General features: G+C 47.9%; 20 protein-coding genes and 1 riboswitch. Of the genes, 6 read left to right on the top strand and 14 right to left on the bottom strand.

Annotation, left to right across the window (positions count from 1 at the left end; translation table 11 throughout):
• Positions 1–2: 2 nt before the first annotated feature.
• The 4 genes from kdpA to QMZ64_RS03905 form a co-directional block, all read right to left on the bottom strand.
• On the bottom strand, positions 3–1,676 hold the full coding sequence (gene kdpA, locus QMZ64_RS03915; RefSeq protein ID WP_265626146.1) for a potassium-transporting ATPase subunit KdpA: 1,674 nt from the start codon (positions 1,674–1,676) through the stop codon (positions 3–5).
• Between the two features lie 25 nt (positions 1,677–1,701).
• Positions 1,702–1,779 carry a K(+)-transporting ATPase subunit F gene (gene kdpF / locus QMZ64_RS23165; protein ID WP_116523382.1) on the bottom strand — a complete coding sequence of 26 codons (78 nt, stop codon included), beginning with the start codon at positions 1,777–1,779 and terminating at the stop codon, positions 1,702–1,704.
• A gap of 224 nt (positions 1,780–2,003) precedes the next feature.
• A riboswitch (cyclic di-AMP (ydaO/yuaA leader) is annotated at positions 2,004–2,146 on the bottom strand.
• A 252-nt stretch (positions 2,147–2,398) separates the two neighbouring features.
• Positions 2,399–3,244, bottom strand: coding sequence for an aldo/keto reductase (locus QMZ64_RS03910; RefSeq protein WP_265626144.1), 846 nt, complete (start codon positions 3,242–3,244; stop codon positions 2,399–2,401).
• 30 nt (positions 3,245–3,274) lie between these two features.
• Complete coding sequence (locus tag QMZ64_RS03905; protein WP_265626143.1) at positions 3,275–4,495, bottom strand: MFS transporter; 1,221 nt, start codon at positions 4,493–4,495, stop codon at positions 3,275–3,277.
• Positions 4,496–4,652: 157 nt separating this feature from the next.
• Here QMZ64_RS03905 and QMZ64_RS03900 point away from each other — a divergent pair, with 157 nt between their 5' ends.
• A complete protein-coding gene (locus QMZ64_RS03900; protein ID WP_043926545.1) occupies positions 4,653–5,030 on the top strand; it encodes a winged helix-turn-helix transcriptional regulator in 378 nt (125 codons plus the stop codon).
• Positions 5,031–5,049: 19 nt separating this feature from the next.
• On the top strand, positions 5,050–5,715 hold the full coding sequence (locus tag QMZ64_RS03895) for a peptidase E (protein ID WP_243942916.1): 666 nt from the start codon (positions 5,050–5,052) through the stop codon (positions 5,713–5,715).
• A gap of 302 nt (positions 5,716–6,017) precedes the next feature.
• Here QMZ64_RS03895 and QMZ64_RS03890 read toward each other — a convergent pair whose 3' ends face one another.
• Complete coding sequence (locus QMZ64_RS03890; protein WP_265626141.1) at positions 6,018–6,845, bottom strand: uroporphyrinogen-III synthase; 828 nt, start codon at positions 6,843–6,845, stop codon at positions 6,018–6,020.
• A gap of 105 nt (positions 6,846–6,950) precedes the next feature.
• Between QMZ64_RS03890 and QMZ64_RS03885 the strand changes: the two genes are divergently transcribed.
• Entirely contained in the window at positions 6,951–7,895 is a 945-nt protein-coding gene (locus QMZ64_RS03885; RefSeq protein WP_265626140.1) for a cupin domain-containing protein, read from the top strand.
• Positions 7,896–7,937: 42 nt separating this feature from the next.
• On the opposite strand, the gene QMZ64_RS03880 is transcribed toward QMZ64_RS03885, so the two are convergent.
• The 3 genes from QMZ64_RS03880 to QMZ64_RS03870 form a co-directional block, all read right to left on the bottom strand.
• The gene (locus tag QMZ64_RS03880) at positions 7,938–8,300 is read right to left on the bottom strand and encodes an ABC transporter substrate-binding protein (protein WP_265626139.1); all 363 of its coding nucleotides are present in this window, start codon (positions 8,298–8,300) and stop codon (positions 7,938–7,940) included.
• Entirely contained in the window at positions 8,284–8,892 is a 609-nt protein-coding gene (locus QMZ64_RS03875; protein ID WP_265626138.1) for an ABC transporter substrate-binding protein, read from the bottom strand. The genes QMZ64_RS03880 and QMZ64_RS03875 overlap by 17 nt, the downstream gene beginning before the upstream one ends.
• A gap of 77 nt (positions 8,893–8,969) precedes the next feature.
• Positions 8,970–9,869: a LysR family transcriptional regulator gene (locus QMZ64_RS03870; protein ID WP_020452373.1), complete on the bottom strand. Its 900-nt coding sequence runs from the start codon at positions 9,867–9,869 to the stop codon at positions 8,970–8,972.
• Between the two features lie 120 nt (positions 9,870–9,989).
• On the opposite strand from QMZ64_RS03870, the gene QMZ64_RS03865 reads away from it, so the two are divergent.
• Both QMZ64_RS03865 and QMZ64_RS03860 read left to right on the top strand, forming a co-directional pair.
• Positions 9,990–11,207, top strand: coding sequence for an MFS transporter (locus QMZ64_RS03865; protein ID WP_301441134.1), 1,218 nt, complete (start codon positions 9,990–9,992; stop codon positions 11,205–11,207).
• A gap of 146 nt (positions 11,208–11,353) precedes the next feature.
• Positions 11,354–11,737, top strand: coding sequence for a YoqO family protein (locus QMZ64_RS03860; protein WP_265626136.1), 384 nt, complete (start codon positions 11,354–11,356; stop codon positions 11,735–11,737).
• A 25-nt stretch (positions 11,738–11,762) separates the two neighbouring features.
• Here the strand turns inward: QMZ64_RS03860 and QMZ64_RS03855 are convergent, their stop codons facing one another.
• From QMZ64_RS03855 to QMZ64_RS03840, 4 genes are all read right to left on the bottom strand, one after another.
• A complete protein-coding gene (locus QMZ64_RS03855) occupies positions 11,763–14,987 on the bottom strand; it encodes a bifunctional cytochrome P450/NADPH--P450 reductase (RefSeq protein ID WP_265626134.1) in 3,225 nt (1,074 codons plus the stop codon).
• Between the two features lie 33 nt (positions 14,988–15,020).
• Positions 15,021–15,596: a TetR/AcrR family transcriptional regulator gene (locus QMZ64_RS03850; protein ID WP_265626133.1), complete on the bottom strand. Its 576-nt coding sequence runs from the start codon at positions 15,594–15,596 to the stop codon at positions 15,021–15,023.
• Positions 15,597–15,861: 265 nt separating this feature from the next.
• A complete protein-coding gene (locus QMZ64_RS03845) occupies positions 15,862–19,005 on the bottom strand; it encodes a S8 family peptidase (RefSeq protein WP_301441133.1) in 3,144 nt (1,047 codons plus the stop codon).
• A 170-nt stretch (positions 19,006–19,175) separates the two neighbouring features.
• On the bottom strand, positions 19,176–19,781 hold the full coding sequence (locus QMZ64_RS03840; RefSeq protein WP_265626130.1) for a class I SAM-dependent methyltransferase: 606 nt from the start codon (positions 19,779–19,781) through the stop codon (positions 19,176–19,178).
• 267 nt (positions 19,782–20,048) lie between these two features.
• On the opposite strand from QMZ64_RS03840, the gene QMZ64_RS03835 reads away from it, so the two are divergent.
• Positions 20,049–20,198: a YjcZ family sporulation protein gene (locus QMZ64_RS03835; protein ID WP_003183876.1), complete on the top strand. Its 150-nt coding sequence runs from the start codon at positions 20,049–20,051 to the stop codon at positions 20,196–20,198.
• A 97-nt stretch (positions 20,199–20,295) separates the two neighbouring features.
• Here the strand turns inward: QMZ64_RS03835 and QMZ64_RS03830 are convergent, their stop codons facing one another.
• Both QMZ64_RS03830 and QMZ64_RS03825 read right to left on the bottom strand, forming a co-directional pair.
• Positions 20,296–20,445 (bottom strand): hypothetical protein, encoded by a 150-nt coding sequence (locus QMZ64_RS03830; protein WP_164468297.1) that lies wholly within the window; start codon positions 20,443–20,445, stop codon positions 20,296–20,298.
• Between the two features lie 172 nt (positions 20,446–20,617).
• Positions 20,618–20,767 carry a YrzI family small protein gene (locus QMZ64_RS03825; protein ID WP_020452381.1) on the bottom strand — a complete coding sequence of 50 codons (150 nt, stop codon included), beginning with the start codon at positions 20,765–20,767 and terminating at the stop codon, positions 20,618–20,620.
• Between the last annotated feature and the right edge of the window lie 137 nt (positions 20,768–20,904).

Here is a 20,904-nt window from a genome sequence, read left to right as displayed (position 1 = left end):
CCTTATCGTAATGTTAAATATTCTGCGGCCGGTCCTAACACAAGCACCGGAAAGAATGTTAAAGCCCCGACGATCAGGATCGAAGCGATAAAAATCCCGCTGAACAGGCTTGAATCGGTGCGAAATGTTCCGATTGTTTCCGGAACGGTTTGCTTTTTCAAAAGTGACCCCGCAACTGCGAGCAGTGTGACAATTGAGAAATAACGGCCGATAAACATCACAATTCCCGTTGTTATATTCCAAAAAGGCGACGCGTCTCCGAGCCCTTCAAATCCTGAACCGTTATTCGCGGCTGAAGACGTATATTCGTATAAAATCTGGCTGATCCCGTGAAATCCGGGATTTGAAATTGCAGCCTGACCCGCTTGCGTCATGACGGCAAGCGCTGACGCCCCTAAGATTAACAAAGGATGAATCAGCAGAGTAACGGCTAAAAGCTTCATTTCTTTTCCTTCAATTTTTTTGCCTAAAAACTCAGGCGTTCTTCCGACCATTAAGCCCGACAGAAAAACCGCAACCATCGCGTATAGAAGCATGTTCATCAATCCGGCGCCTATTCCGCCAAACACCGTGTTCAGCATCATATTAAGCAATGCCAAAAGACCCGTTAGTGGCGTGAGCGTGTCGTGCATCGTATTGACGGCCCCTGTCTCGCTTGCGGTGGTAACCATCGCATAAAAAGCTGAATTCAATGTTCCAAACCGCACTTCCTTACCCTCCATGCTGCCTTCTGTGTGCTCGATTCCGAGCTGATTGATGACGGGATTGCCTTGCGATTCCGCCATGAAAGCTGCCCCGGCTGAAAGCAAAAACAAAAGACCTGCGGATACAAAAAGAATGCGGCCTTGCTTCAGATTCCCAACCATTTTCCCATACGTAAACGGCAGTGAGATGGTAATCAAGAGCATTAATAAAATTTGAATCGCATTGCTCCATCCATTCGGATTTTCAAATGGATGAGAAGAGTTGACGCCAAAATACCCCCCGCCGTTGTTCCCCAGCTCTTTGATGGATAAAAAGGACGCCACCGGCCCCCGAACAATGGACTGCTCACCTCCGCTCACCGTATGGGCTGTCACGGAACCGTCAAGCGTCTGCGGTACGCCTAGGGCGACGAAAACAAGCGACACCACAACTGTGATCGGCAGTAAAATCCGCGTGATCGAACGGACCAAATCGACAAAAAAGTTGCCGAACGGTTTCCCGGCGAGCCCCCGAATCATCGCAACCGCGGCTGCCAGCGCCGTAGCGGGAGCGGCAAACATTAAAAAGGTGATCGCAATCATCTGCGAAAGCATGGACAGACCGCTTTCGCCGCTGTAATGCTGCAAATTTGTATTCGTCATAAAACTGACTGCCGTATTAAAAGCCAGTGTAGGTTCCATTCCCGCGACCTTTTCAGGATTTAAAGGCAGTACACCCTGCAGACGAAAAACGAGATAAACGATGAAAATCATCGCCGTATTCGTGAGTACCAGCGCGGCGGCGTATTTCTTCCACGATTGGTTTTCTCCTTTTACTCCGCCCAGCTCCAGCAGCAAGCGTTCCGCCGGAAGGAAAAACCGGTCGATTTTGGACGGGGCGCCGTCAAATACCTTCGCTATGTAAAGCCCCATTGGTTTGGCTGCCAGCAATGCGGCAAGCAGGATAAAACAGATGGATATGAGCGTCGTCATTTCAATACCCCCAATTTGTGTACAATTAAAATTTCTCAGGATTCAATAAAGCATAAGTCAAATAGACAAACATGGCGGCTGCTCCCGCTGCCAATAGCGTCATGGCAATCACTCCTTTCACATTTATGATTGATCAGCGGTTTTCCCCGCCCATCTTAGCAATAGAAACATCACCTCCGCTAAAAATGCGACAATGGCCAGCATCACGATATCCAGCACTCCGCTCACCTCCTTTCATGTTTTTTGCACGAAAAAAAGCCGCAAGAGAACAAACCTCTTACGGCTTTTTTGGGCACAGTTAAGAAACCGTGCTTTATGCACGTTTTTTGGTTCTCTTTAAACGCTTGCGAGGTTAGCTGTCGGATTCAGGTGCAAAGAGTCACCTTACCTTGAAAAGGATTCACCCCAAGTGGCAGCGCCACAAAAAATTGGTTCCCCCGCTTCCAATTGGAATTCAGCGGTTACGTTAATTGGAAATTTTATTCAGTTTTTTGATGAGATTTATATTACGCCCGTTCAATCATCGTGTAAAGTTTCATAAATGATCAAATTTCCTCGTTTATCAATTTTATAACCTTTTTTACACATTTTATGACTTATTACCTTCTATTTTCTCTTAATATCTCGTTTTCTCTTTCATGTTATGGCCTTTACCTGTGAAAAACGGCGGATAAAAAATGTGTCGAAGCCCCGCTCGGAAATTCGAACGGGGCCGTTTTTTGTTAAAAGTCAAAGTTATCAGGATCAGGACCGACACGGGTGTTTTCATTCAGCCCGTCAATTTGCTTCATTTCCTCGAAGGTCAGTTCAAAATCAAATACGTCCGCGTTTTGGGCAATGCGCTCCGCTTTTGTCGACTTTGGAATGGTGATGACTCCGTTTTGCAAATCCCAGCGTAAAATGACTTGAGCAGGTGTCTTGCCGTGCTTGTCCGCGATATCTTTCAGCAGCGGGTGGCTGAGCAATTGGCCTTGCATCAGCGGCGACCATGCTTGAAGCTGGATGCTGTGCGAACGGCAAAACGCTTGCAGCTCTTTCTGCGTGAGCCGCGGGTGATACTCGACCTGGTCGATGACCGGTTTGACGGCGGCATCTTTCAGCAAGTCTTCCAGATGGTGAACGTGAAAATTGCTGACGCCGATTGCTTTGACGCGCCCTTGTTCATAAAGAGTTTCAAGGGCTTTCCACGCCGCTTTATAGCGCCCTTCAACCGGCCAGTGGATCAGGTATAAATCCAGGTAATCGAGCCCGAGCTTTTCGAGACTCGCTTCGTAGGCTGCAATCGTTTCGTCATAGCCTAAATCGTCATTCCAGACCTTTGACGTAACAAACAAGTCTTCTCTAGAAATTCCGGCTTCTTTCAACCCTTCGCGAATTCCTTGGCCAACCCCTTCTTCATTTCCGTAGATGGCTGCCGTATCGATACTGCGGTAGCCGTGCTTGATTGCCGTTTTTACGGCTTGCACCAGTTCGGGCCCTTCCTCTACTTTAAACACGCCTAGTCCAAACCAGGGCATGTCCGTCCCGTTATTCAATGTGATTCGATCTTGCAGATTTTTTGCCGTCATCTAATTGGCCTCCTCATATTTTTGTATACATCATGCGCAGTTTTTCTTTAAAGCTTGATTTTGTTTTTGGTCATGTCGTTCCAGCGCCCTGCTCCAGCCCGTCAGCGCGACGGCGCCGAGCACCATCAAAGCTCCGGCCCATGGAGTGTGAATCAAACCGATCGACTGTGTGATGGCGCCTCCTGTATAAGATCCGATCGCGATCCCGGCGTTGAATGCAGCGATATTGACAGCTGATGCGACATCTACCGCCCCCGGAACAAACCGTTCAGCCAGAATTACCACATAGGACTGGAGCCCGGGGACATTCATAAATGCTAAAAATCCCATCAGCATGATGACGATAAAGCCCGCTGCCTGATAAGGAGCAGCCGCCGTTAAGATGAGAAGCACAACCGCTTGGGCGATGAACATATAGAATAATGCAGTAAGCGGTTTTTGGTTGGCCGCTTTACCTCCGATGATATTTCCGAGCGCGACGGCAATGCCGTAAGCAAGCAAAATGACGGCAACAGCTTCCTGTTTAAATCCCGTCACATGCTGAAGCAGCGGGGATAAATACGTAAAAACAACAAATGTTCCTCCATAACCAAGCGCCGTAATGATGAATAAAAGCAGCAGACGGCCATTGGTTACAAGTTTCAACTGGCTCTTGATAGATGTTCGGACGCCTTTTGGCAAATCGGCCGGAACAAGCAAGCTGTTGGCGATAAACGCCAGTGTGCCGACTGCGACGATCACCGCAAAAGCAATCCGCCAGCCGAACAGCTGACCGAGGAACGTGCCGATGGGAACTCCGGTAATCATCGCAATCGTCAGACCGGTAAACATAATCGATATCGCTCCGGCTCTTTTATCCGCCGGGACCAGGCTTGCCGCAATCGTTGAACCGATTGACATAAATACGCCATGAGAAAACGCGGAAATCACGCGGGCGGTTAATAAAACACCGATGCTTCCGGCACATGCCGCAAGCCCGTTGCCGATCATAAAAATAATCATAATCACAAGCAGCAGCGCTTTTCTCGGCATACTCGATGTGACAGATGTCAATACGGGGGCGCCGACTGTCACGCCTAAAGCGTATAACGATACAGTCAGCCCTGCGGTCGTCACTGAAATGTTCATGTCATCAGCAATTAAAGGCAGAAGTCCCACGCTGATGAATTCGGTTGTCCCGATGGCAAATGCGCTGGCCGCCAAGGCTAAAAGCGCTAATGTACTGCGTTTTTTATCATGAACAGAAGTCATTCTTTTTCCCCCTTTCGTTTTTAATGTATAGCAAATGGCTGCCGGCAAATGATATTATGATACATATCATCTATAAAAAAAAGTACGTACTTTTAAGTGCGATAGGAACCAAAAAGTTAGATAGGTACTTTTCAGTTCCTATGGTTTGGAGGAGAACATGAAGCAGAAAAAGTACAATATATCTGTCGAAGCTACACTCGAAGTAATTGGCGGTAAATGGAAATGTGTGATTTTGTGCCATTTGACGCACGGCAAAAAACGCACGAGCGAGCTGAAGCGGCTGATGCCGAACATTACGCAGAAAATGCTGACCCAGCAGCTGCGCGAACTGGAAGAGGACGGCGTCATCAACCGGATCGTGTACCAGCAGGTGCCTCCGAAGGTCGAATACGAACTCAGCGAATACGGATGGACGCTTAAAGACATATTGGATTCACTGTGCGCCTGGGGCGAAACACATATTACGAAAGTGTATGGAGACAAATTTGCCGTATTGGAGGACAGCGTGCTGAATGAACAATTAAAGGAAACATAATAAATGGATGGAGGTCAGGATGGGAAAATGGTTTCTTTCCGGAGGCGGGGATGCGCACCAAACCGAACGGCTGGATCGGCATTTTGCCGGGAGCCTCTGCCCTCATAAGCCTTTGTTGTATATTCCGATTGCCATGGACGCCGACAGGTATGGTGACGGCTTCGATTGGATCAGCCGGCTCTTTCACCCGCTCGGCGTTAAAAATATCGTGATGTGGACGGATGTCAAAGACAAAACCGGGCACGATTTGGACGCGTTTTCTGCCGTATATATCGGCGGAGGAAATACGTTTCGTCTGCTCAAACAATTCATTGAATCTCACTTTATCGAGGTTTTAAAGCGCTATGCCGAAAGCGGCGGCGTCATTTACGGCGGAAGCGCCGGCGCCATCATTCTCGGAAAGAACATCATGACTTGCTCTTATATGGATCGCAACGCTTGCGGATTGCGCGATTTTAACGGCTTAAAGCTCCTGGGAGACTATGCGGTTTGGTGCCACTACAAGGTTGAACATGATCCGCTGATTGAAAGGTATAGGCATGCTTTTGACACGCCCGTCATCGCCTTGCCTGAAGAAACGGGAATCGCCGCAAGCACTTCAGACATCCGGGTCATCGGAACAAAGCCCGCCCGGATTTTTAATGAAGACGGCGCTGTATTCGTTTCAGATCGATTTGTTTTATAAAGCAAAAAACGCTTCGGCTCATCGGCGAAGCGTTTCTCTTGTTTTTGCGGCTGCAAGCCGTTTGACCAGGCGATACGGCAGAAAAAACACGGCGAGACTCAAACCCAGCAAAACAGAAAAATTTGAAACCAACGGCTCACGATCAACATATTCAAAAGCATGATTCACAAAAAGTATCACGGCCCAGAAAAAGAAAGCTCACGGCAAGCTTGCGTCTGCGGCTTTTTTCCTTTTGGGTCTGCATACATGGCAGCGCCTCCCAAGGAGGCTCTCACACCCCAATCTGCTGATTTCCTTCGCACTTACTGAGTTTTGATTTCCTCTTCCGTTTCATAAAACCGCGCCAGCTCCACAATCATCGCTCCCATCCGTTCGAGGCCGGGAGCGAGCAGGCGTTCAACTCCTTCTTCTCTTAAAGCTTCTGCCGTCACTTTTCCAACAGCGGCCGCCAACACGCGGTCTTGAAAAGATTGAACAATTTTCTCCGCATAGCCGTTTTCTTTCGCAAAATGAAAAAGCGAGCGGACTTGGACGGCTGTTGTAAAGCAAACCGCATCCACTTCACGGTTGATGATCTCGCTGCACAATAAAGCGACGGTTTCCCGGTCCGGGGCAACATGGCGATACGGCAGAAGCGGAACAACGGCTGCACCTTTCTCTTCCAAAAACTGAAGCAGTGACGGTGCGTTTTCGCCGTGAAGCTGGACCATCACCCGTTTCCCGGAAAAATCGTGGGATTGAAGCGAGTCGATCAGTCCCTTGGTAGTGCCGTCTTCATCCGCCGCAACTGGCGTAATGCCGAGCTTTTTTAAAGCGGCGATTGTTTTGTAGCCTCTCGATGCCGCCTTCGCCCCGCGGATCGCTTGCAAATAGCGCTCACCGATCCCCAGTTTCTCAGCTAGGCTGACAAGCGTATCCGTCCCGATTCCGGTCGTAAAAATCACCCAGTCGGCTCCCGTTTCAACAAAGGCTCGCAAATCAGGACCTACTTCTTTTTCGGCCAAAAACACGGTACCCTGAAGGGAGCGTACGACGGGAACTCCGCCTTGCTTTTTAATTAATGTGCTCATTTCATCCGTTTTTCGCGATGCTCCGATGGCAATTCTTCTGCCGTTCAATCCTTTTCCCAATCTAATCCCTCTTTTCCGTATCTGTTTCTATCAATGTAATGGTTTACTAGCATCTTCCAAATGAGATATGATTGAATTATCAAAAAAATAACAGGAGGTTTTTCAATGCATTCTCAATTTGAAACCCGAGCCGAGCATTTGACGAAACATGCCCGTTTTTTCGAGTATACCACTGCCTCTGACCCGATTGGAAGCGGAATAATCAGTCCGGTTCCTGTGAAAGAGTTCGGGCCTGAATTGTATGAGACAGGTGAAACGCGGATCATCCCGCTGGACATCTCTGAAGAACTGAAGACGGAATATCCCGCTTCAAGCCCTTCCCTTCTCGCCCACTTCATCAAGATTCGTTCAGGCGACACGATTCACACCGCCCCCCGCGCGACAAGCGAACTATATTACATTGTCAGCGGCGCAGGGCGTACCGAAGCGGGCGAAGATACGATTCACTGGCAGAAAGGCGATTTTTTGACTTTGCCTGCCGGTTCAAGCAGCCGGCATACCGCAGCAGAAGATGCAGCCATTTATTACATCACCGATTCACCTCTCCTGCATTACTTGGGCGTAAAGCCGTCGGAATCCCGCTTTCAACCAACCCTCTACACCGCAGAACAGGCAAAAGCAAAATTGGCTGAAGCGGCCGCCGCTCCTGACGCCCGTTTCCGAAACCGTATTTCCGTTCTTTTAAACAATGATATATTCGATCAAACGTTGACGATCACCCATGTATTGTGGGCGATGTTCGGCATCGTGCCTCCCGGCTCCAATCAAGCGCCCCACAGCCACAAGTCGGTGGCTCTCGATTTTGTCGCCTATGCCGCACCAGGCACGTACACATTAGTCGGAAGCAAAATCGATCCGGACACAAAGGAAATCATCGATCCGAAACGGATTGACTGGGTAACCGGAAAAGCCTTCATTACACCGCCGGGATTATGGCATTCCCACCATAATGAGTCAGGTGAAGCGGCCTATATCATCCCCATCCAAGATGCGGGCCTGCAAACGTACCTCCGGACACTGGATATTCAATTTCAGCATTATGAAAAATGAAAAAGCGGGAAGCCGGATCATTCTTTTCGGCTCCCCGCTTTTCTATTCGTTTTTCGCTTTCTTGGAAATCATGTCCGCGATTTCTTCGGCCTGCGCCTGAACAGCGTTTGGATCATACGGCCAGAACCTGTCCGGATCGAGGAAAAAGACCTTGCCTTTTTTCACCGCGTCAAGCGACTTCCAAACCGGATTGTCCTGATCAAGCTTTCCGTTGTATGATTCATCGACAAATATGTAGTCTCCGGCATATTTCGACAGAACTTCGAAAGATATGGCTTTATATCCATCAGCTGTATCAATGGCATCCTTTTTAACAGATTCAGGCGGCGTCAGTCCCAGCTGCGTATAGATCGCCTCTCCGCCCCGATACCCGTAGGCCCCGTAGACATTACACAGATTTTGCATATGCGCCGATTAAAGAGAACGTTTCGCCTTGAACAGATGCATCTTTGATTTTCGCGCGGGCGACTTTCATTTTTTGATTATACATTTTCGTCCACTCCCGGGCCTCCTTTTCCTTGCCGAGCAGCGTGCCAAACGTTTTCATTTCATCGCGTGCATTTTTAAACGTGCCGAACGGATAAACGACAGTCGGAGCGATTTTTGAGAGCTTTTCATATTCTTTTTTGTCATTTGTCATCGATACGATCAAATCGGGTTTAAGCTTAAGAATCTTTTCCACAGATACTGAAAAACCGTCTTTTCCCCCGATATTCTTTATTTCTGAAATATGATCTTTAATATAGGGACTTTCAAGATATTTCCCTGTTTCTCCAAGCGGCTTGATCCCGAATGCAAGCATGGTCCCGGCATAGCCTATCGTAACGACGCGCTTCGGATTGGCCGGTACAGTGACATTTCCGTTGATTGTTTTCACCACTCTTGTTTTCTCTTCGTTCTTTGATGCCGTCTGTTTTTGGCCGCTTTGACAGCCTGAAAGAAAAACAGAAAATGCGAGTAAAACGGTCAATATATAAGAATACTGCTTTTTCGTCATGTTCAACCCTCCAATTGATAATAATTATCATTATCAATATAAAGGATAATTGTCACCATGAGAAGTCTTTATTTGATTTACGGCTGATCAGGCCGCTCATTCCGTCGATAGTATTCGATGACAAATTCTTTAAAGTTGCGTGCCGCCGGCGATAAATAATAGTCTTTCAAAACGGCGAGACCGATCGTCCTCTCAGAACGGTAGTCTGACACTCGGCAAAATGCCACCGGAGAATGGATGTGTTCCGCCGTTTTCGGCAGGATCGCCGCACCGAGCCCTGCTGACACAAGGCCCAAAATCGTCGACACTTCTTCCCCTTCAAACGCAAGCTTCGGGCTGATGGACAGTTCCCGGCACATTTGATCAAACACATATCGAAGACCATAACCCGGCTTAAAACCGACAAAGTCCTCATGGGCAATGGATCTGATCGCGACTTCTTTCCGATCTGCGAGCGGGTGGTCGGCGGGAAGCACCAGGTAAAGCGGTTCAGTATCCAGCACCGTCCATTCAAGAAGTTCGTTTGGAAGGGGTGGTGAGCTGAGACATATATCAGCCTCGCCCGTCTCCACCATATGCTGAAGATGTTCATTTGCGGCCTGATACAGACGGAACGCAACATTCGGGTATTTCTTTTTAAAACCGGCAATCAGCTGCGGCATCAGGCGTGAACCAAGCGTATGCAAAAAAGATACCGAGATTTCCCCGGCATTCGGATTGACGCTTTCCCTGATTTGCTGGACGCCTTCGTCAAGAGCAAGGCGGGCCTGTTTCGCTTTGATGAGGAACTGCTCGCCGTACTTTGTTAGGCGGATCGATTTTGTTTTTCGAATAAACAGCGGGACGCCCAATTCTTCTTCAAGCTTTTTGATCGACCTGCTCAAAGCCGGCTGGGAAATCCTTTGTTCCAGGGCGGCTTTTGTAAAATGTTTATGCCTGCTCACGGCAATAAAATGGTCAATTTGATAGAGTTCCAATGCTCATCCGCTCCTTCATAACTAGAATGCATGATGTTGATAGATATTATAAATTAGACACATCACAAATGAAAGCGTACCATGAAACATAGATTGTCATTCTGGAAAAGAGGAGCTACCATGACTTACATACAGCTGCATACGAAAGATTATCAAAAAGCAAGCATCGCCTTATTCATCAGCGGTTTTGTGACATTTGCCACGCTTTACACCACACAGCCGCTCATGCCTCTGTTTGCGGAGGAATTCGGCATATCGGCGGCAGCTGCAAGCTTAACTTTATCCATTTCAACAGGTATATTGGCTTTTGCACTGCTTACGGCAGCAGCTTTATCTGACGGATTCGGCCGGAAGACGATTATGGCAATATCCCTGTTTGCAACATCTGTGCTCGGCCTCTTGACCGCCTTTAGTCCGAACTTCGCGGCGCTCTTGGTGATGAGAGGGCTGCTTGGCTTTTTCCTTGCAGGCGTACCCGCGATCGCCATGACTTATGTCGGAGAGGAATTTGATCCGCGAGGGCTCGGGAAAATGATGGGGTTATACATTAGCGGCACAAGCCTTGGAGGAATGAGCGGAAGGCTTTTGACCGGCCTTTTGACAGACTTGTTCAGCTGGCGTGCAGCGCTTGGAATCATCGGGGGATTATCAGTGCTATTAAGCTATTTGTTTTGGATTTTGCTGCCCCGGCCACAGCACTCCGCTAAGCGAAAAACGAGCATGAAAAAGGCTAGCCTCGCCTACTCTGCCGTCTTGATGAACAAACGGCTGCTGTCGATTATTTCACTCGGATTTCTATTAATGGGAAGCTTTGTTACGCTGTTCAATTATATCGGATTTCAATTGATGGGACCTCCGTACAGACTCTCTCAAACTGTCATCGGGTTCATCTTTATCGTTTATTTGGCAGGGGCAATCAGTTCCGTTTATATGGGAAAGAAAGCCGACCGTTTTGGCAGCCCGCTGATGCTGAAAATCGGGATTGCCATTATCGCGGGAGGCGCATTGCTTACGCTTCTGCCTCAGCTTTCTCTGAAAATCGCCGGAATCGCTGTCTTTACATTTGGATTTTTCGGGTCGCATTCGATCGCAAGCTCATGGGTTGGGCAGACGGCCGGCGAACAGCGCGTTCAAGCTTCCTCTCTTTATTTGCTGAGCTATTATCTCGGCTCAAGCTTAGCAGGGTCTTTCGGAGGCTTCTTCTGGACTCATTTTAAATGGCCGGGAATCGTCGCCTTCATTACCTTGCTGCTTTTGGCCGCTTATCCGGCAATTTTCTTTGCCGAAGCCAAAAGGAACAGGCGGCAAGACGATACACAGATCCGAAATAAAAGCTAAACTTTCTTCACCGCATGCCGATATTTAAACCAAAGCCAGCATGACGATTCCTCCTGAAGATCAGCCGTTTTTAGAATGAATAAATGCAGCCTGTCATGTTGGCTTTTCCTTTATCTCCCTCTATAATGGTTTGAGGGGGAATCATCTTGCTTAAAACAATCGGATTTTACGGATTTTTGGCATCTGTAGGTTTGAATCTTTTTCTCCGGGCAGGACTCAAGATCAACGGCACAGCGAATGATATCATCTCAGTGGCCTCCCTGGTTTTCGTGCTGATGTACGTATGGAACGATTTGAAAAAACGAAGTGCAAAAACGCTCATTTTACAAGGGCTCGCTCTCGTCACCTCTGTGGCATTATTGGCATTTGCCATCATAAAAGGGCAAACATACATTGCCGCTCTGCCTTTTTTCGAGGGCTGGGAAACGCCGGCAAAATGGGTGTATATTTTGCTCGTTTTGTTCTTGGGATCAAACCTTTACATCCATATCAATGAAAAAATCACAAACTCTAAAAAAGAGGCATCCTGATCGGTTCAGAATGCCTCTTTTTGTTTTACGTACTTGCGATGCTGTCCGCATTCACGTTATGTTGAGAAACGCCGCCGTCCCACACATCCTTTACATAGCGCCCTTCTTCCAAAAGTGCGGACAGCCAGCTTTGCGACTCTTCCTGGCTCGCTCCCTGTACAATCCGATATGCCTCGCACAAAGCTTGTTCAACAGCGGGAGCCATGCGGCTTCCGTCTCCGCACACATACAGGCGGCCGCCTTCGTTCAACAAGTGAATCAGCATGTCTGCATCCTCTCTGAGCAAATCTTGCACATATGTTTTCGGACGGCCTTCAAGCCTGGAAAACGCTGTATGCAAATGGACGATTCCGTCCTTTTCCGCTTGCTCCAATTCGTCTCGATACAGAAAATCTTCGTTCGGACGGCGGCAGCCGAAGTACAAATGCGCTTCCCCGAGCTTTATCCCGGCAGCGCGCTGGATGCGGCGCGCCTGAAGAAACCCGCGGTAAGGTGCGATTCCGGTGCCCGGTCCGACCATGATCACCGGTGTTTCAGGATCTTCAGGAAGCCTGAAGCCTGACTGGGGCTCCCTGATGAAACAAGAAATCACGTCTTTCGGTTCAAGGCCTGCGAGATAGTTCGATGCGACCCCCTTATATTGCCCGCGGCCGCTCAATGCCGGGCCGCTTACGACAGAGACGGTGATGCTTGTTTGCCGCGGGTTAAGCTGCGGCGAACTGGAAATCGAGTAATACCTCGGTTTTAGCGGAGGCAGAAGCGCCAGAAAGCGGGCGAACGGCAGTTCACAGGCCGGGTATTGCTCAAGCAGGTCAAGCATTGTCAGCCGTTTTTTCAACACTTGATTCTTATAGACGTCATCTTTCAGCAGGTCTTCAAGCTCGCGCTGATGAGGCGGACAAACAGTATGTGCCGCCAGCTCGCGAATCTGGGTCCTTGCGGCCGGTTCCTGGAGCTCGACGCAATGTTGAAAAATATCCTTGACATGAACAGGCCGCTCCAAAGGCAAATGTGATGCTTGATTCCGGCCGCTGATCAGAATTTGTTCATCTCCGTTCAGCCCAAACCGCTGAAAAACGCGTTCAATCAGCACCCCGCTGTTTTGCGGAAGCACCCCGAGATGGTCTCCCTCCTGATATGCGGTACCTTCAGGAAGCGATATTTCAATATGCCTCGTGCTTCTCCCGCTCTCTTCACACTGCAGTTCCCGGTTTGCCGATATTTCCGCTGTAAACACCTGATAAGCTTTAGCCAGCGGCGCAGCCGCAGGTGCGCTTACAAACTCGACAGATATGGCTTGTCTGTCTGTTTCTGTTTGATTCGGTTCGGGTTCGGACAATGAAAATTCGGTTCTTAAAAGCGGCCACAGATCGTTTTTCCATGATTCAAACTGTCCTTCAAAATCATCGCCTGCGTCCCCTTCTCCGAGCTTGTGCAGCCTTTGGGCGCCTCTTTTTTCCAATGCGCCGTCAATCAGGCGCGGAATCCGCTGGTAGGTGCTGGCCCAGCTCCGGTTGCCGCAGCCGAATACCGCATATTTGACACCGTGCAAATCGCCTGTCTGATCATGCTCAAGCCAATTGACAAATTCCCTTGCGCAATCGGGCGGGTTTCCGTTATAGGAAGCCGTCACAATGATAACAGCCCCTTCTGCCGGGAGGGCGCCTGGATATTGATCAAGCTCCGCCGTCCGGCTTCGATATCCTTGCTCACGCGCTTCTTCAGCAAGCTCCTTTGCAACCTCTTCGGCTGTGCCGAAATTTGAACCGTAAAGCACAAGAAGAGGAGTTCCGTGCGTATTTTCCGCAGCCGGTGCGGAAGGCTTTTCTTCCTGCCGCATGTTCTCTTCAGGTTGAGCACCCGGCGTCACCATCATTGCTTCTTTTTTCCTCGGCCTTACCTTGATTGTGAAGCCATCCGGTTTTAATGTCAGCGATTCTTTGATTTTCAATTGATAGTTTGCATGATCTTCAAGATCAAAGTACTGAAGAATCATGCCGAGCACAAGCGTCGCTTCGTGAAGGGCGAACTGCATGCCGATACATGCCCTTTGGCCGTTGCCAAACGGTTTGTATGCGTGCGCCGGAATGCTGTCCATCTGCTCGAACCGTTCAGGCTGGAACGCCTCGGCATCTTCTCCCCAGACGCTTTGATCCCTGTGCAGTTTGGGGATGAGCACTGTGACGCTCTGGCCTTTCGGAATCAAGTATTTTCCTCCGATAACCGTTTCTTCTTTTGCGTAAAGAGCGAAAGCCGGCGCCGTCGGCCAAAGCCTTATCGATTCATTCAAAATCATTCGGATGTATTTCAGCTGCTGAACCTGTTTGTAGGAAGGAACGGGATCGGTCAGCACGCGGTCTGCTTCTTCATACGCTTTCTTAAGCTTATCCGGATGCTTCAGGAGCAGATAGATCGCAAACGATAATAAACCGCTCGTCGTCTCGTGCCCGGCGATCAAAAACGTAATGATTTGATAGCGGATATTCTCATCATCCAGTTTTTCGCCGGTCTCAGGGTCTTTCGCATGAAGCATAAGCGATAAAAGGTCATTTCCGCTTTCGCCGCCGGCCTGCTTCCGGTCAGCGATGATCCGGTCAACAAGAGAAAACATCGACTCAACATCGCTGTCAAACTGCAGCTTCGTTTGGACCATCAGCTTATCCTGCAGCGGAAAGCGCTTCGTCTGTCTCATCGCTTCGCTCAAACCCCGGACCATGCTCTCGATAAACGGATGCTGTCCTTCTCGGTAAAAGCTGTTAAAGCGGTAGTTAAATCCGCATAAGCCGATCGTATCCAGCGTCAGCCGCGTCATATCATCCGGTACGTCAATACTTTCATCCTGATTGAGACGGGACCACTTTTGGATGAGCTGGACGGCGATGTCCTGCATCATGGGATGGTATCCCTTCATCGCTTTTTGGCTGAAGCTCGGCAGAAGGATATTGTGGGCTTTCCGCCAATTGGGTTCCTTCGTCCAGCTCGTAAACAGCCCGTCTCCGCTGAACTCGCGAACTTTCAATAGCCCCTTCCCCATGTTTTTGTCAAACCGGGATTCGTCAGAGACTTCTTTAACCAGTTCATGGCTGGACACAAATACCCCAATCGCATCCGCAAACTTAAATTGAAAGATAGGCCCCATCTCATCCGCGATTTTCCAAAGAGACTGGGAGACCTTGTTTTTGTCAAGCAAAGGCAGGTTGCCGAGCGGTCCGTAAGTTTTAGGGATTGGAATTCCATTTAACGTGTTCATGAAAATCATCCTTTCTGTTTTGAAAAAAGCTTTTCATCCATGATGTTTGACAGCATGCCAGGAACATTCTTCAATCTCTTTGATCAGTCCGGTAGGATCTTCGATTTCCCCGGCCCTTACCAATTTCTGAATATGAACGAACGCCCCGAATACCACAGCCGACAAGATGTGAGAAGGCAAGGGGCGAATCGCGCCGGCCGCTTTCCCTTTTTCAAAAAATAAATAGACGAAATCCAGCAGTTCGTTCAAGACTTCACGGCTTTTCTCTGTCAGGTAATGAGAGGTTTTGTCAATTTCCAAAAAATAGAGCGCATGGACATTTTCCTGAGAAAACTCGAAAAGGCAGCGGAAAATATGCTGAAATTGTTTTTTTATCCCTGCTGAATCTTCAGGATAGTTCTCCTCAATCTTTTCTTTAAATCTCTTCACACTATCTTGGAACAAGATGTTTACAAGGTCTTCCTTGCTGTCAAAGTAGCGGTAGATGGTGCCTGCACCGACGTTTGCCTTCTCGGCAATCATCGGAATGGTTGCGGCGTCAAAGCCTCGGTCTGCGAAAAGGACGAGCGAAGCCTCGATAATCTTCTGATATTTGCTTTCCGATTCCATTAATTTTGCCCTCCAAGCCAGCGGAATGAACGTTCATTCCGCTTTTTCCAATACACTCACTTTTTGACAGAACACTCGAAAATTCCTTTTTTAATATAAATTTTTTTAAAGAAAAACGAAAAAAGGGAGAATAGGCCCAACTGTTGACATGAGCTGAAATTCATAAATCGAATGAAGGAAGCACGGCTGTTCAATAGTATTCTTATATATTAATTACGATTAAAAAAGAGGAACTGATATGTCATCAGTTCCCTCTGCCATCGGATTATTTTGCTTTTTTGACTTTAAATTTGCTCGCTTTGCTCGTATTGCCGGCTTTATCTTTTGCAGTGACCGCTACAACGGTGTTTGCCTTTTGTTTTTTTATTTTGACGGAAAACGCGCCTTTTTTATCGGCCTTGCCGGTTCCAATCGTTTTCTTTCCTGCTTTGACGGTGATAGCGGCGTTTGCCTCTGCTTTCCCCTTAACGGCCGTGCTCTTGTTTGTCACCGTATTCACTTTCGGCGCGGGCGGGGGAGTTTTGTCAAGCACAGTGACGGCTTTCGCTTTGCTGGCATTCCCGGCTTTATCTTTTGCTGTTACACTGATGACCGTTCCGGCTTTTTGCCTGCTGATGTTCAGCTTGTATTCACCTTTGCCGTTCGCTTTGCCGGAAGCGATCGTCTTTCCTTTTACTTTTGCGCTGACTTGCGCGTTTGCTTCTGTTTTTCCGTGAATCACCGTACTTTTATCGAAAACCGGATAAACTTTCGGGGCGCCTGGCGGGATGACGTCAGCCACCGTCATTTTGACATCGCCGCTTTCTCTGTGGTCATCAGCAGATGCGGAGATATACAAAACGGCATATTCTTTTTGCTTATTGATTTTCACTTTAAACGCTCCGGATGCATCCGCTGTACCTTGCGCGATCACTTTTTTGGACGCGTTTTTCACTTTGATCGTGTAGCCGGCAGCCGTTTTCCCCGTTACGGCAGTATCTTTGTTCGTGATGCGTTTGACGGACGGGTTTTTCGGCGCTTTTTCCACGACGGTTCTGAGCGAGGCTTCCGCCTGATAACCCGAAGCCGCGACATGAAGAACTTGCCCCGCATTCTGGGCCGGAATTTTCACTGAAAACGCGCCTGATTTTGCGGCTGTTCCCGTGCCCAATACTTGCTTCCCTCGCAAGATTTTGACCGCCACACCGCTTTTGGCTGTGCCTGTCACTGCCGTATGGCGGTTTAAAACGGGATGAACCTTCATGTTCAGCTCAAAAATGCTGGCTGCGTGATAAACATTCAGCCTCCCCCACCCGGAAACGAAATCATATCCGGGAATTTGAGCAGCCGGTTCTACATCCAGGTCATAGTCCGGATTTGGATTATCCTGTTCTTCAAATGCCACATCTGCTGTCGTCTCGGTCAATAGCTTTGCGACTTGCTTTGGTTTCAAGGACGGATTCTGTGACAAAAGAAGTCCCGCTGCAGCTGCAACATGCGGCGCCGCCATGGATGTTCCGCTCATATAAGTGAAATTGCCGTCCGGAACGAGGCTTGGAATATCGGTTCCCGGCGCCACCATATCGAGACCTTTTCCATAATTGGAATAGTCCGAGACGAGATCGAGGTTATTGGTCGCCCCGACTGAAAACGTATATTTCGAAGATGCCGGGTACGAAATCTCCGACACTCCGTCATTGCCGGTGGCGGCAACGATCGTCACATTTTTGGAAGCCGCGTATTTGAGCGCATATTCCATCACCCGGCTGTACGGTCCGCCAAGGCTCAAATTGATGACTTTTGCACCGTGGTCGGCAGCATAGATGATGCCGTTGGCAATCTGTTCCGTATCTCCGCTGCCTGAGGAATCCAACACTTTGACAGGCAGGATTTTGGCATAGGCATTGATTCCCGCCATTGAAAAATGGTTGTCTTGCGCAGCTGCGATGATGCCTGACACGTGTGTGCCGTGGCCATTGTCATCCATCGCATCCGCGCTGCGGCCGATATAGTTATAGCCTTCGTCTTTTTTGACGCTGCCGCTTAAATCGGCAAGCGTATGATCAACACCCGTATCGACAACGGCGATTACTGTATCTCTCAGCTTTTTGCCTTTCATCAGCTTTTGAAGCTGTTCAAATTGTATATCTGCATTCGCAGCGCGGTTTTTGCCGTTATTTTTGAGCGACCATTGATATGGATACTGGGTGTCCGCTGACAGTGCTTCATATTGCTGAACCTGTTCGACGAATTCCACTTCAGGCATTTTGGCGATCTTGGCGGCTGCCGCCTGATATTGCTTTGCCGCCGCTTTGAATCCGGCAGAACGGCTTTCCTTCATTTCCACAACGTACATATCTTTAAATTCCGTTTTACTTTTACCAAAGGGTTCTAATGCCTTGACGCCGGAAGATTGGGCTTTAGATTTGAAAGAACCCAGTTTTTTGCCGTCTTTCAATTTTACAATATAGCGTTTTTCGGGCGTGCTTGATGTAGCTGTCGCCATCCCCGCTTTCTCCAGCACAGCCGATACTTTGCTGCCTGTTAATTGTTCGATGCCGATGTCTTTTGCGACTTGATCCAGCTGTTTTTTCAGCGATTCGGGAACGGACGCGCTTGCTGTTTCGTACAGACGGCTGATCGCTTTTTGATCATCATTCGTCATGGTGTATGCGCTCTCTTGTCCGTTTTTTGCGACATCGGCAAACAGCGGCTTCAGCTGCACCAAATCTTTGTAGACACTGTCTCTCATCGATTTGTTAAAGAGCATTTTTGCGCTTATGAATGGAGCTGCTTTATAGTAAAGGGAAGACAGCTCTTTTCCTTTTTCAGTTTTTGAAAGAACTTCATCCCTGATCGTTCTTAACTGTTTTAATATGCCCTTGCCGGTTTCCCTTTCGGAGACGCTTAATTCTGCCGGACACTCTTCTTCCGCCTCCTGATTTGCCGGAGGCAGGGTGACGCCTTCATAGCTGATGGTGTAAGAAATATCTGTAATTGAAGTGGATTCGTTTTCTTCATCATGGTGATTTTCTACTTTTATGTAGTAAGGACCTTTCCAGGCAATCGGAAAATCGATTAAAGCGGGATTATTTTCATAGGAGTAGCCGTTGTATCTGTCAAACGTTTGCTGTTCAGCTGCGTTTTCCAGGCTGGAGTAGACGGAAATGTTCAGCTCTGCAGCTGATTTCAGTTTAACGCGGAAATGCGTGTCGTTTGCGATCTCCTGATTTGAAGGATTGATTTTATACCAATGCACCTCATCATCGCTTTGAAATGACGCTTCAACAGGGGTCGCGCCGGTCAGTGTGGTTTCGTTAATCGGAACGCTGTCTTCGGCCGCCATTGTCTTCGCTAAAGGCAGCTGGCCAAAAATCAATGCAACAAGGAGAAAGAAAGCAATTGAACTTTTCACGATCCTTTTGTTCATAAATACCTCCGGAAAATATAGTAAAAACGTTCACTTTGATATTAAACCATGTTTGCTATGTTATTGGAATACTTTTCTTTAAAAATCAAAAATATGATATTTAAGATCCGGTTTCAACTCTATCAAACATAAAAAATCCCTCTCGTATGAAAGGGATGCTCGTACAAAGCTCACGATTTTACCGCAGAAATACAGCAGTAATTTTCGTGCATATGTACCGTGATGTCTCTGAAATGGCTTTCTTCAAGCAGTTGCTTGATTTGCTCTTCTGAGTATAAGGAAAAGCCTTTAGTTTTTTTCGATTTTTTCATTTGCCCTTCCAGATGCACGGCGAGAAACAGCGTGCCGTCAACCTGTAAAACACGGTAAATTTCTTTTAATGCTTGTTTGAAATCCGTCCAAAAATAAAGGGTGTGGACTGAATATACTTTATGAAAAGAACGGTCCGGATAAGGAATGTTTTCGGCATAGCCGAGCTTCAATTCGGCTTTTCCTTCTTCTTTCATATGACGGATTCGCCGCTTCCCTTGCTTGACCATGCTTTTTGAAGCGTCTATGCCGCAGGCTTTGCCGCTTTCAAGCATCTCCGCGACCCGATAAAGCGCCGCTCCGCTTCCCGTTCCGATTTCAAGGATGCGCTCATGCGGACAGACATCCATTAAATTGATGGTCAATTCGTTTATATCATGATTTCCGTTTTCCATATATGACGCGACCCATTTCGACAAAATGCCGCTCGGGCTCCGCAATTGTTTTCCAAGCCATTGTTCAAACACGTTCAAACACCTGCTTTAATTCTAATTAGCCCGCAAATCGTTCAAACGGGCCTTTCCCCACTCATATCGGTCAATGCACCGAATATTATAAGGATTTGCAAAAATAACTGCATTCTTTTGTTACATTCCATAACTAGACGGCTTCAGCTTTGAAAATGTTTCGCTTTATGAAAACTGTTTTTTTAATAATTTGGTCTATCCGCCCTTTCCACAACCTAAACCCATGCATAGTATATATGGAATTTTCACTAAAAGGTGGTGCTATTTATGGGCTTTGGTTACGGCGGCGGATGCTGCGGCGGCTGGGGAGGCTACCCTGGCGGATACGGCGGCGGATACGGCTATGGAGGCGGATTCGCGCTTGTTGTGGTTCTATTCATTCTTTTAATTATCATCGGCGCTTGTTACGTCTGCTAAATGAACAGGAGGGGGATTTAAAGCCCCCTCTTTTTATTTTGCCATTCAGTTTGTCCAAATAAAAAAGAGCAGAAAACAAACCGTTTTCTGCTCTTTCTCAATAATACCAATAATGCGGCCAATACCCGAATTGGCGCGCCATCTCCATTCTTTGGCGACGGTACGGATTACCGTATCCGTGCTTAAAAGAATGAGGCATTGATGTATACCCGTGGCCGATAAAAGGCATTCTGCCGTTTTTCTGCATGCTGTTCACCCGCATTCCTTGAATTGCTTGCTTCATATTATGCAGAAAAGCGGAGATGCGGAACTCGTTTCAGCCCCGGCTAAACCTGGTCCTTCTCCCGAGTGTAATGTGCCAACAGTTCCCTTCTATGCATCATTTTTATCTCCTCCTTTATTTTTTTTCGCGCTTTAAGCTAGCGCTGGCTGTTCATGTAAAGATATTTCAGCTGCAGGTCTTTCATTTCATTGTACATTTGTTCAATTTCGTATTCTCGCTCGTACTCTTCCGGACTTTTAAATCGTCTCTGAATGGTTAGTGTTAAGAAGAATAGATTTATTGTCACATCGCTCACCTCCTTTCAAGTTCGCTAAAAACAAAAACAGCCCGCAGATCATCTGACAAACCTGCGGGCGCAAACAAAAACCGCCAGATAAAAACGAATCGCGTCTTTATCTTGCGGGAGGAGCAGCGTATGATTAT

Source organism: Bacillus sp. LB7 (assembly GCF_030449715.1).
Classification (GTDB): Bacteria; Bacillota; Bacilli; order Bacillales; family Bacillaceae; genus Bacillus; species Bacillus paralicheniformis.
The sequence above is the reverse complement of the archived record's forward strand: the minus strand, read 5'-3'. Positions and strand labels throughout refer to the sequence as shown.

Coding starts and splice junctions, on each gene's coding strand:
- QMZ64_RS03835 (WP_003183876.1), top strand. CDS start 20,049: ATGGGCTTTGGTTACGGCGGCGGATGCTGCGGCGGCTGGGGAGGCTAC.
- QMZ64_RS03850 (WP_265626133.1), bottom strand. CDS start 15,596: ATGGAATCGGAAAGCAAATATCAGAAGATTATCGAGGCTTCGCTCGTC.
- QMZ64_RS03875 (WP_265626138.1), bottom strand. CDS start 8,892: ATGACGAAAAAGCAGTATTCTTATATATTGACCGTTTTACTCGCATTT.
- QMZ64_RS03905 (WP_265626143.1), bottom strand. CDS start 4,495: ATGACTTCTGTTCATGATAAAAAACGCAGTACATTAGCGCTTTTAGCC.
- QMZ64_RS03855 (WP_265626134.1), bottom strand. CDS start 14,987: ATGAACACGTTAAATGGAATTCCAATCCCTAAAACTTACGGACCGCTC.
- kdpA (WP_265626146.1), bottom strand. CDS start 1,676: ATGACGACGCTCATATCCATCTGTTTTATCCTGCTTGCCGCATTGCTG.
- QMZ64_RS03900 (WP_043926545.1), top strand. CDS start 4,653: ATGAAGCAGAAAAAGTACAATATATCTGTCGAAGCTACACTCGAAGTA.
- QMZ64_RS03845 (WP_301441133.1), bottom strand. CDS start 19,005: ATGAACAAAAGGATCGTGAAAAGTTCAATTGCTTTCTTTCTCCTTGTT.
- QMZ64_RS03865 (WP_301441134.1), top strand. CDS start 9,990: ATGACTTACATACAGCTGCATACGAAAGATTATCAAAAAGCAAGCATC.
- QMZ64_RS03910 (WP_265626144.1), bottom strand. CDS start 3,244: ATGACGGCAAAAAATCTGCAAGATCGAATCACATTGAATAACGGGACG.
- kdpF (WP_116523382.1), bottom strand. CDS start 1,779: ATGACGCTATTGGCAGCGGGAGCAGCCGCCATGTTTGTCTATTTGACT.
- QMZ64_RS03895 (WP_243942916.1), top strand. CDS start 5,050: ATGGGAAAATGGTTTCTTTCCGGAGGCGGGGATGCGCACCAAACCGAA.
- QMZ64_RS03885 (WP_265626140.1), top strand. CDS start 6,951: ATGCATTCTCAATTTGAAACCCGAGCCGAGCATTTGACGAAACATGCC.
- QMZ64_RS03880 (WP_265626139.1), bottom strand. CDS start 8,300: ATGCAAAATCTGTGTAATGTCTACGGGGCCTACGGGTATCGGGGCGGA.
- QMZ64_RS03830 (WP_164468297.1), bottom strand. CDS start 20,445: ATGCAGAAAAACGGCAGAATGCCTTTTATCGGCCACGGGTATACATCA.